We start from the raw sequence: 15,769 nt of genomic DNA on the forward strand, positions 1-15,769 counted from the left end.
CATACCTCACTGTGCGCGGGTTGGACATCGACATTGTCCGCAAAAACATCAAGCATCTCCATGTCGGTGTCTACCCTCCGGCCGGCCGCGTGCGCGTCGCTGCGCCGATAGGGTTGGACGACGAGCAAATCCGCCTGGCGGTGATTCAGCGTCTCGCCTGGATCCGGCGACAGCGCAAGGAGCTGCAGGGCGCCGCACGGCAGTCGCATCGCGAAATGGTGACAGGGGAGTCGCATTACGTCTGGGGGATCCGGAAGCGGCTGAAGGTCATCGAGCGACCGGGTCGCGCGCACGTCGAAGTCGACGGCGATCGTCTCGCGCTGTATGTGGCTCCGAACGCCTCGATCGAGCAGCGCCGGGATTATCTCGACCAGTGGTATCGAGCGCAGCTGCGCTCTGCGCTCCCTGACCTCATCAGCACCTGGGAGGAGCGGCTGGAGGTGCGAGTTCCGAAGTGGACTATTCGGAAGATGAAGACCAAGTGGGGCTCATGTAACCGCGAGAGTCACCACCTGTGGTTCAACGTCGAACTCGCCAAGAAGCACCCGGACTGCCTCGAGTACATCGTCGTGCACGAACTCACCCACTACCTCGACGGCGCGCACGGCGCGCGCTTTGCCGCGCTGATGGATCGCAACCTGCCCGACTGGCGCGTCCGTCGCGCTGAGCTAAACGATGCGCCGCTGGCGGAAGAGGTCTGGACGGCATGAGCGAACGGCGCATGGGTCAGGGGCGTGATGACCGAACGAAACCGTGAGATCCCTCAAGATGTGCAAGCGATTGTGCTGGATACCAACTCGGGCAGCAACGGCTTCTTGAACTTGGATCAGATCCAGGAGTTGGTCCACGTGATCAACGCGCAAGAACTGGACGTGGAAATCTGGATCCCAGAGCCCGCGCTATGGGAGTGGGCCGAACACGCCCACAACTTGGCCTTGACCACAAAGAAGACAACGGAGACGGCGGCGCGGCGCTTAGACGCATCTGGCGTCGAGGGGTTCGCCGAAGTGGCGTACAACTGGAGCGTTGCTGAGCTTGTCGAGCACCTGGAGGAGAAGGTCACTGACTTTTGGCTAGACGATGGGCGACAGGCCGTTGTAGTTCTTGATCTTGGTAGCCATGCAGAAGCGGCAGTCGCGGGGATTCGCGATCAGGTGCTCAGGTTAGGGGCCGGGCGTACAAAGTCGGACAAGGGTCAAGCCGTAAAGACTGGAGCATCGGACAGCGCTTCGTGGCGCTTAATCCAAGCGGCGGCTGACTCTTTGGGAAGGGTCGTGCTCGTCACGGCTGACGGCGATGCGGACCGGCACTTTGCTGACGGTGATGCTCCGGTCTTGCTCAGAGATATCTGGGCCGCAAAAGAGGCGTTGCTTCGTCTGCAGAACGGATCGGAGCTCGCGTTCAATCTGGTTGATCAGGCGATCCGCGAGGACTTGCCGCGCCTGTCCGAACGTCAGCTCCATCGCACAACCGTTGTTGGTGGTTTGCCACCAGGATTGCTGCCGCGCCGGGACTCCAATTACGATCCTGTGGTCCGCGTGCTCGGAATCGATCGTGTGGTGAACGTTGACGACATTGAAGTGTCCCGAAGAGACGAAACTGCCACCGCACTCGCGCTAGTCGAACTTCGAGTCAGCGTCGACTTCCTTCGATGGGATCCCGACAGCGAGTCGTTAGAGTCCGACACCGTCGAAGAGTCCGGGGTGGAGGCGCTGGCGCAGGTGAGCGCTGAGTCAGGCGGCATACAGAACCGGGACTGGTCGGCTTGGGTCAGTCAGTTGGATCTCCGCGCGTAGCGGACAATGCACTGGTCTCGCCGCGCACTCCGATCGCCGGAGAAATTGAGTTGTAGTCCTTTTCTCGACAGTTCGGATACCTCGCAGGTCCTCGAGGTGCGTCGAGAATCCTCGAAGCCCAGTCGCGTATGCTGGCAGTCACCACCACCGGAGTGAAGCCGAAGCGCAAGATTCCGGGGGTTTTGGGCATCCGCGAGACCATGCGGGCTTGTGGTGCAGCTGGTAGCGCACCTGCATGGCATGCAGGGGGTCAGGGGTTCGAGTCCCCTCAGGTCCACCAAAACTTCCGGTAAAGCACCGAATCTTCCTTCCCTCATCAGGGATTGTCACTGGTTCGCAGTCGTCTTCTGGACCCTGAGTGTTCACCGTGATCCGGGACGGGATGCCGGCACCGGCGTAGCCTTGCCGCATGAGCAGCAGGAGCCGTGTGCTCGCCGGTCGTCCCCTCGCGTGGGTAGCGGCGATCGCCGCACCGATCGCGGTGGGCGCCGCGGTGCTCGTGCCGATGGCGGCCAGCGGAGCGGTCGATCTGCCCGACAAGTCCGTCGAGGAACTGATCGCGTTCGCGAGCGCCAGTGAGGTCGATGCGCTCAGCGGGACGATCGAGCAGTCGTCCGAGCTCGGACTGCCGGACCTGGCCGGGTTGACCGGCGGACCACGGGAGCGCGACGACGGGCCGCGCGCGGCAGAGGTCGACGATCTGATCGCCCTGGTCACCGGCTCGCACACGGCGAACGTCTACCTCGACGGCGATCAGGCGCGCCTGCAGGTGCTCGACCAGCTCGGCGAGCGCAACGTCTACGTCGAGAAAGAAGCGGGGGAGGCCTGGTTCGTCGACAGCGAGTCGCAGACCGCCACGAGGCTCACCGTTCCGGCGGGCGCGTCACCCGGTGCGGGCGATGCCGACCGCACCCTGCCGACTCCCGACCGGATGCTCGACGAGGCGCTGGCCCGGCTCGACGCCACCACCGAGGTGACGGTGGGAACCGACGCGCGTGTGGCCGGGCGCGAGGTGTACGAGCTCCTTATCGTGCCGCGCATGGAGGACACCCTCGTCGGCGAGGTGCGCTTCGCCATCGACGGCGAGAACGGCGCCGCGCTCGCGGCCTCCGTCACCGCGCGGGGCGCGAGTGCGCCCGCCTTCGAGATCGCGTTCACGCGCATCGACTTCTCCGCTCCGGCCCCCGACACCTTCGCCTTCGAGCCCGGCGCCGACATGGTCGTGGTGGAGAAGGACCTCACCGGGCCGGATGACGCCGAGCACGAGAGGGACGCAGAGAAGGGGGATGCCGCCCCCGTGGTCATCGGAGAGGGCTGGGCGACGGTGGTCGCGCTGACCGCGGCGGATGGCTCGGGCGTGCCGCAGGCGCTCGAGCCTGCTCAGCTCGCGATGCTGGAGAGCGTCACCACCGCCGTCGAGGGCGGCCGCGTCCTGCAGACCTCGCTGGTCAGCGTCCTGTTCACGGACGACGGTCGCGTGCTGGCGGGCGCCGTGCCCGCTGCGCGTCTCGTCGAAGCCGCCCGGACCGGCCGCTGACGGACCGCCGGTGACGATCCCGACCCCGGTGCGCCCGACCGAGGGGGCCGAGCCGGCCATCGTGACCACCGGCCTCACGAAGCGATTCGGTGCGCAGACCGCCGTCGACGCCATCGACCTCGCGGTGCCCCGCGGGTCGGTCTACGGGTTCCTCGGGCCGAACGGGTCGGGCAAGACCACGACGATCCGGATGCTGCTGGGACTGCTGAGGCCGACGGGCGGTGCGGCGCGCGTCCTGGGCGCCCCGATGCCCCGGTCACTGGACACCGTCCTTCCCCGCGTGGGAGCGCTCGTCGAGGGCCCCGCGTTCTCGCCCTTCCTCACCGGGGAGCAGAACCTGACCCGCTTCGATGCCGCGGACCGTCATTCGCCGAGCCGCACGCGCACGGCGCGGGTGGCGGCGGCGCTCGAGCGCGTCGGCCTCGCGCACGCCGCGAGGAAGAAGGCGCACGCCTACTCGCTCGGCATGAAGCAGCGCCTCGGGCTCGCCAACGCACTGCTGATGCCGCGAGAGCTGCTCGTGCTCGACGAACCCACCAACGGGCTCGATCCGCAGGGCACCCGCGAGGTCCGGTCCCTCATCCGCTCCTTCGCCGCCGACGGCACGACGGTGTTCGTGTCGAGCCACCTGCTCGCCGAGGTCGAGCAGCTGTGCACCCACGTCGGAGTGATGAGCGGCGGACGGCTCGTGGCCCAGGGCACCCTCGACGACTTCCGCCGCCGCGGCGGACCCACCCGCGTCCGCGTCCGCACCCCCGACGTCGACGCGGCCCGGGCGGTGCTCGCATCGATGAAGATCCGCCCCGACGCGCAGGATGGGGCATCCGATCATGATCTGGTGACCGGGATGCTGCACGACGGCGTCCCCCCGGAGGCGCTGGTGGCCGCGCTCGTCGCGGCAGACGTGCGCGTGCGAGGGTTCGACGTGGTGGGCGAGACTCTCGAGCAGCGGTTCGTCGAGCTGACCGGCGAGGGCTTCGATGTCGTCGCGTGACGTCGCGACGGCCACACCCCGCGCCGGATCGGGGACGTTGCAGCTGTTCGGCAACGAGCTGTTCACCCAGTTCCGGCGCCGGCGCACGTGGGCGATGCTGGCCGCTCTCGCGCTCATCCCGATCCTGCTGGGGGTCGCGATCCGGCTCGTGGGCGGATCGAGCCCTGGTCGCGGACCGGCGTTCCTCGATCAGATCACCGGCAACGGGCTCTTCGTCTCGCTGGCGGCGCTGACGGTCGCGATCCCGCTCTTCCTCCCCCTCACCGTGAGCGTCGCGTCGGGCGATGCGATCGCGGGCGAAGCGAGCCACGGCACGCTTCGCTATCTACTCATCGCCCCGGCCGGACGCGTGCGCCTCCTCCTCGTGAAGTACCTCGCTGCGGTGGCGTTCTGCCTCTCGGCGACGCTCACGGTGATCGCGATCGGAGTGCTGGTGGGGTGGATCCTCTTCCCCGTCGGGCCGGTCACGCTGATCACCGGGACTCAGGTGTCGGTCGGCGAGGGCCTGCTGCGTCTTCTCGCCGTGGGCGCCTACGTGTCGGTGTCGCTGTGCGGACTGGCGGCGATCGGACTGTTCCTCTCGACGCTCACCACCGTGCCCATCGGAGCGATGGCGGCGACGGCGATCCTGGCGGTCGCCGCCCAGATCGTCGGTGCGATCCCGCAGCTCGACGCCGTGCACCCGTGGCTCTTCACCGACCGGTGGCTGGACTTCGGCGACCTGCTGCGCTCGCCGATCGCCTGGGACTCGTTCGCAGGCAACGCGCTGCTGCAGGGCGGCTACATCCTCGTGTTCGGGTTCGCCGCGATCACCAGGTTCACCACGAAGGACGTCCTCTCGTAGGACCATGAGCAGGCCGCCCGACCGGCCGGCCCTTCCCCTTCCCGGGATGCGCCGGCCATTGCGCGAGGGGGCCGCGTCGGCGAGGGTGGGACGCATGAGCGGCGTGACTCCCTTCCTCTGGTTCGACGACTCGGCGGAGGAGGCGGTCAGCTTCTACACCGCGCTCATCCCGGACTCCGAGATCGTCTCGCTGGGCCGGTATCCCGACGAGGTGCCCGGCATGGGCGGCAAGGTGATGCACGTCCACTTCCGACTGGCGGGCCGGGACTACTACGGCATGGATGCGGGTCCGCAGTTCCCCTTCACCGAGGCCGTCTCGCTGTACGTCTCGTGCGCCGACCAGGCCGAGGTCGACCGGTACTGGGACGCGCTGACCGCCGACGGCGGCCAGGAGCAGCCCTGCGGGTGGCTGAAGGACCGTTGGGGACTGTCGTGGCAGATCATCCCGGATCGCCTCGTCGAACTTATCCGCCATCCCGACGCCGACGTCGCACACCGTGCCGTTCAGGCGATGCTCCGGATGCGGCGCATCGACCTCGCGACTCTCGAGGCCGCCGTGGCGGACACCGCCGTGGGCGACGGATGACGTCACCCGCCCGCGTGGCGGCGGCCGCGTTCCTCGTGCTCGCACTCCTCGCGGCATCCGGCTGCACCTCCCGCCCGCAGGGCGGGGCGCCGACGTCGCAGGCCCCCACGCTCGGGCCGAGCCCTGCCCCCGAAGCCGGCACACGGTGGCGCGCCGGCTCGGCGACCGGCACGCTGGCATCCGGCCTCGACGCGCCCTGGTCGGTGGTCCCGCTCCCGAACGGTGGAGCCCTCATCTCCCAGCGCGGGGACGGGACCGTGCTCGAGCTCACGGCACACGGCGATCTGCGTCTCGCGGGGACGATCCCGGGCGTGGCCTCCGGAGGCGAGTCGGGCCTGCACGGCCTGGCTCTGCGGGAGGCGGGGGAGACCACGCTGCTGTACGCGTACTTCGGCGCGGCGGAGGACAACCGGGTGGTCCGGATGCCGTTGCAGGGGGAGGCCGGGGCATACGCCCTCGGTCCGGCGGAGGTCGTCATCGAGGGCATACCGCGCGCGAGCACGCACGACGGCGGTCGCCTCGCGTTCGGCCCGGACGGTTCCCTGTACGTCACGACGGGCGACGCGCAGCGGTCCGATGCCGCGCAGGATCCGGACGCCCTCGGCGGGAAGATCCTGCGCGTCACGCCGGACGGCGACCCGGCGCCCGGCAACCCCTGGGGCAACGCGGTCTACTCGATGGGACACCGCAACGTGCAGGGCATCGCCTGGACCTCCGACGGCACACTGTGGGCGAGCGAGTTCGGCCAGAACACCTGGGACGAGCTGAACCGCATCGACGCCGGCGCGAACTACGGATGGCCGGTCGTCGAAGGCGTGGGTGGGCGGGCGGAGTTCGTGGATCCGGTCGTCACATGGGCGACGAGCGAGGCGAGCCCCAGCGGAATCGCCGCGTATGGCGACACCGTCTTCGTCGCGGGTCTGCGCGGCGAGCGGCTGTGGCAGATCGACACACGGGACGGCGAGCCGGTAGGGAGCGCCGTGGCCGCCCTCGACGGCGCGCACGGTCGGCTCCGCGACGTCATCGCGCTGCCGGATGCCTCGCTCTGGGTGCTCACGGGCAACACCGACGGCCGCGGAACGCCGCGAGAGGGCGACGACCTCCTGCTCCGCGTCCCGCTGACACCGGCGACCTGACGCGGGACGTCTGCTGTGGCGGCGCGCTACGGTGAGAGCGTGAGCTCGCAGCCCCGCTGTCCGCATTGCCGCCATTTCGTCTACCTCGACACGCTGCAGTGCCCCAACTGCGAAGGGGAGATCGCGTACCACCTGCTGACGCGCGAGTTCTACGGCATCCGTCACGGTCAGGTCGTCATCGACGGCGCCACCTGGTACACGTGCTCCAATCGCGACTGGGCGTGCAACTGGCTGGTGTGGGAGAACGCACCCGCCGGGCGCTGCTTCTCGTGCCGCCTGACGCGCCGCCGGCCCGCGGCGGACGACACCGTCGCCCTGGACAAGCTGGCCAAGACGGAAGAGGCCAAGCGCCGGCTGCTTCTGCAGCTGGCCGACCTCGGCCTGCCCATCGTGGGGTGGGACGTGCGTGAGGGCGGCCTCGGCTTCGACCTCATCTCCAGTCTCTCCAACGGCAAGCCGGTGACGATCGGACACGCGAACGGCATCATCACGATCGACCTGGCGGAGAGTCTGGACGACCGGCGCGAGGCCCTGCGGGTACGGCTCGGCGAGCCGTACCGCACGATCCTCGGCCACCTCCGCCACGAGGTGGGCCACTACTTCCAGAACGTGCTCCTGACCGACGACGAGCTGTGGGCGCGCTCTCGCGAGCTGTTCGGCGATGAGCGCACGAGCTACCGCGAAGCGCTCACCCGCTACTACCAGGTGGGCGCGCCGGCCGGCTGGCAGGAGTCCTTCATCTCGGAGTACGCGACGATGCACCCCTGGGAGGACTTCGCCGAGACCTTCGCCCACTATCTGCACATCACCGGCACCCTGCAGACGGCTGCGATCATCGGCATCCGCCTGGACGCGGCGGTGACCAATCTGCGCGACACCGACGTCGTTCCGCTCGTCTCCTACGAGCGCGAGCCGATCCAGCGCCTGCTGACGGACTGGGAATGGCTCTCGCAGAGCTTCAACCGCATCAACCGGTCGATGGGCTTCGGCGACCTGTACCCGTTCACGATCGTCACGCCCGTGCGGCACAAGCTGGCGTTCGTGCACGACATCGTCACGCGGGCACCGCTGACGCCGGAGCAGCAGTATGCGCTGGCCCTGCCGGTGGAGAGCGAACGGGCATGACCTCGCTCGGGCGCGGTGATCGGGTGATCGGGCAGGCGACGCACCACGTCGAGAATCAGCCGCCGTGGCGCGTCGACGTGAACGAGTACGACCTGAACGTCCCGCTCGGCGAGGCGGTGCGGACCTTCGGGGCGGGCTGGGCCGAGGACGACCTCCTCGAGGCCGGACGGCTCGTCGGATCGGCGTCGTTCCAGCGCGATGCGCAGCTGGCCGAGGTGCATCCGCCCGCCTCGCACGCGCACGATCGCTGGGGCTTCCGGCTGGACGAGGTCGAGTACGACCCGTCCTACCACCGGGTGATCGGCGAGGCGATCGCGCGCGGCGCGCACACCTCGGCGTGGGCGGATCCGCGGCAGGGCGCGCACGTCGCACGGGCGGCGATGTTCATGCTGTTCGCGCAGGTGGAGCCGGGCCACGCCTGCCCGGTGTCGATGACCCACGCCGCCGCGGCGTCGCTGCAGGACGCGGGGTGGATCTCGGACGAATGGCTGCCCAGGCTCCTCTCACGCGAGTACGAGCCGCGCCTCGTCGTCGAGGGCGGGAAGCGCAGCGCGCTGGTGGGCATGGCCATGACCGAGAAGCAGGGCGGCTCGGACGTGCGCGCCGGCACCACGGTCGGCGAATCGATGGGCGGCCGGGCGTACCAGCTGACCGGGCACAAGTGGTTCTGCTCGGCGCCGATGTCGGATGCCTTCCTCGTCCTGGCTCACACGCGGAACGGCGGCACCGACGAGGGACTGTCGTGCCTCTTCGTCCCGCGGATCCTTCCCCACGGCATGCGCAACGTCTTGCGCATCCAGCGGCTGAAGGACAAGCTCGGGAACCGCTCGAACGCGTCCGCCGAGATCGAGCTCGACGGGACCGTCGGATTCCTGGTCGGCGAAGCCGGCAGGGGCGTCCGCGCGATCATCGAGATGGTGCAGCGCACCCGGCTGGACTGCGTGCTGGGCACGGCCGCCGGGATGCGGCAGTCGCTGGCCGAAGCGCTGTGGCACACGCGTGGCCGCCGCGCGTTCGGCGCGCTGCTGGTGGACCAGCCGGCGATGACCGCGGTGCTCGCCGACCTCGCGCTCGAGTACGAGGCGGCGATGCTCTCCGGCCTGCGTCTGGCGCAGCTGTTCGAGGCCGGGGCGTCCGACCGGGACGTCGCGCTGCGGCGGCTGGCGACCCCGGTGTCGAAGTACTGGGTGTGCAAGCGGGGTCCGCAGCACGCCTACGAGGCGCTGGAGTGCCTCGGCGGCAACGGCTACACCGAGTCCTTCCCGCTGGCCCGCCGATACCGCGAGCAGCCGGTGATGGCGATCTGGGAGGGCTCCGGCAATGTGATCGCCCTGGACGTCCTCCGAGCGCTGACACGCGACCGCGACTCGGGCGAGGCGTTCGCCGACGAGCTCGCCGGCACGGCGGGGGCTTCGGCCGTCCTCGATCGGCACGTCGACCGCACGCTCTCGCTGCTGAGCCGGCTGTCGGGTGCCGCATCCGGCGACGCGGCGCCGCAGGCGCGGCGGATCAGCGAGGACCTCGCGCTGGCCTTCCAGGCCTCGCTCATGCTCCGCCATGCTCCTTCGCGCGATGCCGAGGCGTTCATCGCCGCACGGCTGGGCGACGAGCGCCGCGCGCAGTACGGCGTGCTGCCGGTCGGGACGGATGCCGCTGCCGTCGTCGCGCGCCACTGACACCTCGACGCCGCTTAGGCTTGATGGATGACGGCAGCGGCGCGGGTGGGATGCTTCGCCGCGGTCGTCGCCGCCGCGGCGATCGCGTGCGCGTCCTGCGCTCCGGCGCCCACGCCCACCGCCTCGCCCACTCGCTCACCGTCCGCGGCCGCGACGCCCACGCCGTCGCCGTCGCCCGACGAGGCGGCGACGCCCGCTGAGAACGCGGTGGCGGCGATGACCCTGCGGGAGCGGGCTGCCAGTGTCGTGATGGGGCACATCCCCACGACAGACGCCGCGGCGCTGCACTCGTACATGTCGGAGACCGGCATCGGCGGCTTCCTCCTCATGGGGGCCAACATGCCCGCCGACGAGGCCGCTCTGCAGGAGATCACCGCCGCCCTCACCGTCGATCCCGCGAACCCTCCGCTGATCGCGATCGACCAGGAGGGCGGGGACGTCTCGCGTCTTCCGTGGGACGACCTCCCCGCGCCGTACGAGCTGCAGCAGGCCGACCCGTCCGCGTCCGAGGCCGCCTATTCAGGCCGCGCGGCGCTTCTCGCCCAGAGCGGCATCACCGTGAACTTCGGCATCGTCGCCGATGTGTCGGCCGACCCTGCCTCGTTCATCCACCGGCGCGTGCTCGGCACGACGCCGGACTCGGGAGCCGCGAGGGTGGCCGCCGCGGTGAAGGGCGAGCAGGGCGTCGTGCTCTCCACCCTCAAGCACTTCCCGGGTCACGGCGCAGCTCCCGGCGACTCCCACGCATCGATCCCGTCGACGGGGATGACGCTCGATCAGTGGCGGGCCGCCGATGCGCTGCCGTTCGGCGCCGGTATCGACGCGGGGGCGGAGCTCCTCATGTACGGGCACCTCGCCTACACCGCGGTCGACGCGGCGCCGGCCAGCCTCTCCACCGAGTGGCACCGGATCGCGCGCGAGGAGCTCGGCTTCGACGGCGTCGCGATCACCGACGATCTCGGCATGCTGCAGGCCTCCGGCATCGACGTGTACGCAGACCCGGTCGCCAACGCCGTCGCCGCCCTGGCGGCGGGCAATGACATGGTGCTGACCGTCGTGTACTCGACGGCCGACACCGCGCCGCAGACGGTCGACGGCATCGTCGCAGCCGTGGAGTCGGGGGCTCTCCCCGCCGAGCGGCTCCAGGAGGCGGCGGAGCGCGTGACCGAGCTGCGCCTGGCCATCGCGGAGGCTGACGGCGGCGAGCTGCCGTGCACGACCTGCGAGCCGGCGGGCTGACTCAGCCCGCTGCGATCTCGAGCAGGCGGGCACGGATGATCGCGCCGCGCTCGGCGAACCCGCGCTGCTCGCGGACATACGCGGCCTTGCCCTCGGCGGTCTCGATGGGCACGGCGTCGTATCCCCAGTCGGCGAGGTCGTACGGGGATGCCCTCATGTCGAGCACCCGGATGTCGCGCGCGAGCTCGAAGGCGTCGAGCAGAAGCTCGCCGGGCACCAGCGGCCCCAGCTTGACGGCCCACTTGTAGAGATCCATTCCCGCGTGCAGGCATCCGGGCTGCTCGAGCTCCGCCTGCCGCTCGCGGGTCGGCGTCTCGCGATTGCGCGGGACGGCGGCCAGGGTGAAGAACCGGAAGGCGTCGAAGTGGGTGCAGCGCAGGTCGTGCGCATCGACCACGGCATCGGTGGCGTCCTGCCCGAGACGCAAGGGGACCGGATGCCGGTGCTCCGCCTGCCGGTAGACCATCGCCCATTCGTGGAGACCGAAGCAGCCGAACCCGGGTGCCCGGTACGCGGTGGCACGGAGGATCCGGGCGATGTTGCCCACGAGGGCCCCGCGCTCCGCGCGGAATCCCGCGCCGTCGACGGCGATCGCCCCGCGCGCGCTGCCGGGGCGGTACCAGCGCCACCGGGCACGGGCATCGGCTGCGGCATCCGCGAGCTCCACGCCCTCACCCGGATGCCAGCGGTGCAGCACGGCCGGCTTGTACGAGTAGTACGTGAAGAGGAAGTCCTCCACCGGGTGCGTCTCGCGGCGCTCCTGGCGCGCCCGGCGGGCGGCCGTCGAGGCCCGTGCCCGCGTCTCGTGCGCGGCCTCGCGCTCACGCCAGACCGCCGCCGGCAGCACGGGGGCGGAGGGCGGCGCGATGGTCACCGTTCGAGGATACGCGGGCTCGTACAGCCGCCGAGCCGGAGCGTCACACCGGCTCGATGAGCTCCGGCGCATCGTTGCGGACGTTGCCGACGGCGGTGGACACCTCGTGGTCGTCGAGCGTCTCGGCGAGGGCGGGAGCGGCGTCGATCGCGGCGTCGAGCACGTCCCGCACATTGTCGGTGGTGGGATCGAGCCACGCGTCGGCGTGATCCGGGTCGAGGAACAGCGGCATGCGGTCGTGGATCGAACCGAGCCGCCCGATGGCGTCGCGCGTGAGGATCGTGAAGCTCAGCAGCCAGCGATCGGGGTCGTCGTCGCCCTTCGTCTTGTCGCGCCACCACTCGTACAGGCCCGCGAGGAACAGCGGCTCGCCGTCGGCCGGGTGGATGTAGTGCGGGATCTTGACGCCGTCGACGTTCTTCCACTCGTAGTAGCCGGAGGTGGGCACCACTGCTCGGCGCTTCTCGAGCGCTCCGCGGAACATCGGCTTGTCTTCGAGCTCTTCGGCGCGCGCGTTGAAGGCCCGCGCCCCGATCTTGGTGTCTTTCGCCCACGACGGGACGAGCCCCCACCGCGCCGCCTCGAGCCGCCGGGTCGGCGGTTCGGTCTTGGCGGAGTCGAGCACGATCGCCACGCGGGAGGTCGGCGCCACGTTGTACGACGGCTCGGGGAGGTCATCGCCTTCGACGTCGACTCGCAGCACCCCGACGAGGTCGGAACCGGCACTTGCCACCACGAAGCGTCCGCACATGCGGCCAGCCTACGCGCGGCCGCCGACGTCGGCGCGGCCGCTCAGGCCTCGATCGTGCCGCCGCTGCCGAGGACGCCGACACCCTCCAGGCGCTCCAGCAGGCCGGCGCCGTCGTCGTCGCTCACCCAGGGCACGGATGCCGCGGCGTGGTCGTTGACGGCCGTGCGGCCACCGGCGAGCACGGCCTCGGCGGGGGAGAGGCGCCGGATCGCGACCGCCACCACCTGTGAGGGGTGCTCGTCGGTGAAGGTGGTGTAGATCTCGTCGTCGTGCTGGCCGTCGTCGCCGATCAGCAGCCACCGCACGTGCGGGAACTCGTCGGCCAGGCGCCGGAGGTTCGTGAGCTTGTGGGTCTTCCCGCTGCGGAACCACCGATCGTGGGTGGGACCCCAGTCGGTCAGCAGGAGCGACCCCGGAGGGAAGACGTGACGGCTCAGGAAGCGGATGAGCGTGGGCGCGATGTTCCAGGCGCCGGTCGAGAGGTAGATCAGCGGCGAGCCCGGGTTCTCGCGCACCACCCGCTCCATCAGCACCGCCATTCCGGGGACCGGCTGGCGGGCGTGCTCATTGACCACGAACGAGTTCCACGCCGCCAGCAGCGGGCGGGGCAGCGCCGTGACCATGACGGTGTCGTCGACGTCCGAGACGACTCCGAACTCCACGTCGGAGCCCACCACGAACGTGCGCGTCTCGACCGGCTCGCCGCCCTCGACCGACATCGTGAAGGTCTGCCAGCCCGGCTCGAGCTTCGCCGGAAGCCGCGTGTCGATGACGCCGCCGCGATCGGCGACGACCTCGTGGTCGACGCCGCCGATGGAGACCGTCACCTGCGCATAGCCGATCGGGACGGCGACGAAGCTGCGCCAGCCGCGGACGCCCGCGTACTCGCCGGACTCGGTCGTCTTCGCCGGCGGGGCGATCATGACCCGCCCGAGCACGCGCACCCAATCGGGCCCCGCATACCCCGGGAAGGGGGCCACCGTCGGCCTGTGGCCGCGTCGCCGGGCGCGTCGCTCCCGCCAGGCGTGGAAGCGATACTCCAGGCGAGCGAACCACAGCACGTTGGCGGGCTCGGACCGGGTATCGGTGGCAGACACTCCTTCAGTCTTCCATGTCCGCCACGGCGGCCTGGTCGGGACCGTCATGATCGAGGTGCTTCCGCTCGGCGCGCTCGATCACCTTCTTGCTGACGAAGACCAGGCCCAGGAACAGCACGATGACCCCGACGAAGATGTAGCCGGCGTAGTGCAGCTGATCGGCCAGCTCCCGGTACGTCCCCGCCGCGAGAGCGGCCACGGAGATGTACAGCGTGGACCAGATGACGCACGCGGGGATGGTCCACGCGAGGAAGCGCCGGTAGGGGAATCCGCTCATCCCCACCGTGAGCGGGACCAGCGAGTGGAGCACGGGCAGGAAGCGGGAGATGAAGATGGCGGGGCCGCCGCGACGCCGCAGATAGCGCTCGGAGCGGGCCCAGTTCTCCTCGCCGATGCGGCGCCCGAGCCGGGAATGCCGGATCTTGGGGCCGAGGAATCGTCCGAGCCAGAAGCCGATGCTCTCGCCGGCCAGCGCGCCGAGAACGACGGCGATCCCGAGCAGCACGCCTTCCAGGGGCGACGCCACGGCCGTCCCGGCGACGATGACGATGGTGTCGCCGGGCACGACGAGCCCGATGAGCACGCTGGTCTCGAGCATCACCGCGACACCGGCGAGGAGGGTCCTGACGAGGGGGTCGACGCTCTGGACGGCGTCGAGGAGCCACGTGAGGAACTCGTTCACGCCACGAGCCTAGAGCTCCGTCCGTCCCTCTAACCTGGGAACATGTCGGACCCTCTCGCCGCCGCGGACCTCGCGGAGTGGGTGGATCCGGCATCCGTCTTCTCCGCGCTGCTCGCCGATGCGGAGCACGCCTTCTGGCTGGATGCCGGGCCGGCGGCCGAAGCCGGCTGGAGCTTCATGGGCACGGGCACGCCTCAGGACGCCGCCGTCGTGCGCGCGACGGCGTGCGGCGGCGGCGAGGACGACGGCGACAGCCCGTTCCGCGGCGGCTGGGTGGGCTGGATCGGCTACGACGACGCCGCGGCCCGCGCCGGCGCCCCCGCCGTCCGCGACGACGACGCCGTGCCGCACGAGCGGTGGCTGCGGGTCGAGCGGCTCGTCGCCTTCGACCATGCCCGCCGGCGCGTCCGCGTGTTCGCGCCCCCGAGCGCGCTGACCGGGCTGGTCCAGGCCGTCGCCGCGGCGACGACCGGGCCGGCGCCTGCGCCGCCCGCGCCCCTGGGACACGCCCGCTCGCGCCACACGCCGGACGAGTACGCGACTCTCATCGAGCGCTGCCGCGATGCGATCCGCGAGGGCGACGCCTACCAGCTGTGCCTGACGACGCGTTTCGAGGTCGAGGCATCCGTCGACCCGGTGCAGGTCTACCTGCGGCTGCGCGCTGCGACCCCCGCCCACCACGGCGGGTTCGTGCGCTCGGGCGACTCTGCGCTGCTGAGCGCGAGCCCGGAGCGCTTCCTCCACGTGGAGCGCGGCGGCGAGGGCGCGGCGATCGTGCGGACCCGCCCCATCAAGGGCACCCGCCCGCGCGGCCGCGACGCCGCCGAGGACGCGGCGCTTCGGGCGGAGCTGCGCGGGAGCGAGAAGGAGCGCGCCGAGAACGTCATGATCGTCGACCTCATGCGCAACGACCTCTCGCGCGTGTGCGTGCCCGGCACGGTCGGCGTCGACGCGCTCCTGGAGGTGGAGTCGTATCCCGCCGTGCATCAGCTGGTCAGCACGGTGTCCGGTGCGCTCGTCCCCGGCACGACGCTCGCGGACCTGCTCGACGCGACGTTCCCCGCCGGGTCGATGACCGGTGCGCCGAAGCTCTCCGCCATGACGATCCTGCATCGGCTGGAGGCCGCGCCGCGCGGCGTGTTCTCGGGCTGCTTCGGGTGGGTCGGCGACGACGGCGCGCTGGATCTCGCGATGGTCATCCGATCGATCGTGGTGCGCCCGGACGGCGCGTACGTCGGCGCGGGCGGGGGGATCACATGGCGATCGGATGCCGCGGCCGAAGTCGCCGAGGTGGGCATCAAGGCGCGGGGGCCGCTGGCGGCGCTCGGCGCCGGACTGCCGCCCGGCTGGTGAGGGCGCCCTTCCGCTAACCTGGAAGACGCGCTTCGCGCGCTGAGCGCGTCTCAGCCCCTCCCATGATTGGTTCTTCCCC

15 protein-coding genes and 1 tRNA gene are annotated in these 15,769 nt (G+C 70.6%); 12 read left to right on the plus strand and 4 right to left on the minus strand.

Going from position 1 to position 15,769, the window contains the following annotated elements:
* Nucleotides 1-11 precede the first annotated feature (11 nt).
* The 11 genes from V6R91_RS22050 (at nt 12) to V6R91_RS22100 (ending at nt 10,933) form a co-directional block, all read left to right on the plus strand.
* Nucleotides 12-710 carry a M48 family metallopeptidase gene (locus V6R91_RS22050; protein ID WP_336397052.1) on the plus strand — a complete coding sequence of 233 codons (699 nt, stop codon included), beginning with the start codon at nt 12-14 and terminating at the stop codon, nt 708-710.
* 27 nt (nt 711-737) lie between these two features.
* Complete coding sequence (locus tag V6R91_RS22055; RefSeq protein ID WP_336397053.1) at nt 738-1,796, plus strand: hypothetical protein; 1,059 nt, start codon at nt 738-740, stop codon at nt 1,794-1,796.
* A gap of 204 nt (nt 1,797-2,000) precedes the next feature.
* Nucleotides 2,001-2,076, plus strand: a tRNA-Ala gene (locus V6R91_RS22060).
* A gap of 129 nt (nt 2,077-2,205) precedes the next feature.
* A complete protein-coding gene (locus tag V6R91_RS22065; protein ID WP_336397054.1) occupies nt 2,206-3,333 on the plus strand; it encodes a LolA family protein in 1,128 nt (375 codons plus the stop codon).
* Nucleotides 3,334-3,343: 10 nt separating this feature from the next.
* A complete protein-coding gene (locus tag V6R91_RS22070) occupies nt 3,344-4,327 on the plus strand; it encodes an ABC transporter ATP-binding protein (RefSeq protein WP_336397055.1) in 984 nt (327 codons plus the stop codon).
* Complete coding sequence (locus V6R91_RS22075) at nt 4,314-5,171, plus strand: ABC transporter permease (RefSeq protein ID WP_336397056.1); 858 nt, start codon at nt 4,314-4,316, stop codon at nt 5,169-5,171. The genes V6R91_RS22070 and V6R91_RS22075 overlap by 14 nt, the downstream gene beginning before the upstream one ends.
* A gap of 94 nt (nt 5,172-5,265) precedes the next feature.
* On the plus strand, nt 5,266-5,757 hold the full coding sequence (locus V6R91_RS22080) for a VOC family protein (protein ID WP_336397057.1): 492 nt from the start codon (nt 5,266-5,268) through the stop codon (nt 5,755-5,757).
* Nucleotides 5,754-6,893 carry a PQQ-dependent sugar dehydrogenase gene (locus tag V6R91_RS22085; protein WP_336397058.1) on the plus strand — a complete coding sequence of 380 codons (1,140 nt, stop codon included), beginning with the start codon at nt 5,754-5,756 and terminating at the stop codon, nt 6,891-6,893. Before V6R91_RS22080 ends, V6R91_RS22085 begins: the two co-directional genes overlap by 4 nt.
* Before the next feature lie 39 nt (nt 6,894-6,932).
* On the plus strand, nt 6,933-8,018 hold the full coding sequence (locus tag V6R91_RS22090) for a zinc-binding metallopeptidase family protein (RefSeq protein WP_336397059.1): 1,086 nt from the start codon (nt 6,933-6,935) through the stop codon (nt 8,016-8,018).
* Entirely contained in the window at nt 8,015-9,694 is a 1,680-nt protein-coding gene (locus V6R91_RS22095; RefSeq protein WP_336397060.1) for an acyl-CoA dehydrogenase family protein, read from the plus strand. The genes V6R91_RS22090 and V6R91_RS22095 overlap by 4 nt, the downstream gene beginning before the upstream one ends.
* A gap of 27 nt (nt 9,695-9,721) precedes the next feature.
* On the plus strand, nt 9,722-10,933 hold the full coding sequence (locus V6R91_RS22100) for a glycoside hydrolase family 3 N-terminal domain-containing protein (protein WP_336397061.1): 1,212 nt from the start codon (nt 9,722-9,724) through the stop codon (nt 10,931-10,933).
* 1 nt (nt 10,934) lies between these two features.
* Here the strand turns inward: V6R91_RS22100 and V6R91_RS22105 are convergent, their stop codons facing one another.
* Genes V6R91_RS22105 through V6R91_RS22120 form a run of 4 tightly spaced genes read right to left on the minus strand, consistent with a single transcriptional unit; the run spans nt 10,935 to nt 14,337 of the window.
* A complete protein-coding gene (locus V6R91_RS22105) occupies nt 10,935-11,807 on the minus strand; it encodes a 3-methyladenine DNA glycosylase (RefSeq protein ID WP_336397062.1) in 873 nt (290 codons plus the stop codon).
* Nucleotides 11,808-11,850: 43 nt separating this feature from the next.
* Entirely contained in the window at nt 11,851-12,558 is a 708-nt protein-coding gene (locus tag V6R91_RS22110) for an SOS response-associated peptidase (protein WP_336397063.1), read from the minus strand.
* A gap of 41 nt (nt 12,559-12,599) precedes the next feature.
* Nucleotides 12,600-13,655, minus strand: coding sequence for an App1 family protein (locus V6R91_RS22115; RefSeq protein ID WP_336397064.1), 1,056 nt, complete (start codon nt 13,653-13,655; stop codon nt 12,600-12,602).
* A gap of 4 nt (nt 13,656-13,659) precedes the next feature.
* On the minus strand, nt 13,660-14,337 hold the full coding sequence (locus tag V6R91_RS22120) for a DedA family protein (protein ID WP_336397065.1): 678 nt from the start codon (nt 14,335-14,337) through the stop codon (nt 13,660-13,662).
* 42 nt (nt 14,338-14,379) lie between these two features.
* On the opposite strand from V6R91_RS22120, the gene pabB reads away from it, so the two are divergent.
* Complete coding sequence (pabB, locus tag V6R91_RS22125; protein WP_336397066.1) at nt 14,380-15,690, plus strand: aminodeoxychorismate synthase component I; 1,311 nt, start codon at nt 14,380-14,382, stop codon at nt 15,688-15,690.
* Nucleotides 15,691-15,769: the final 79 nt, after the last annotated feature.

The sequence above is a fragment of the Microbacterium sp. CCNWLW41 genome (genome assembly GCF_037083505.1).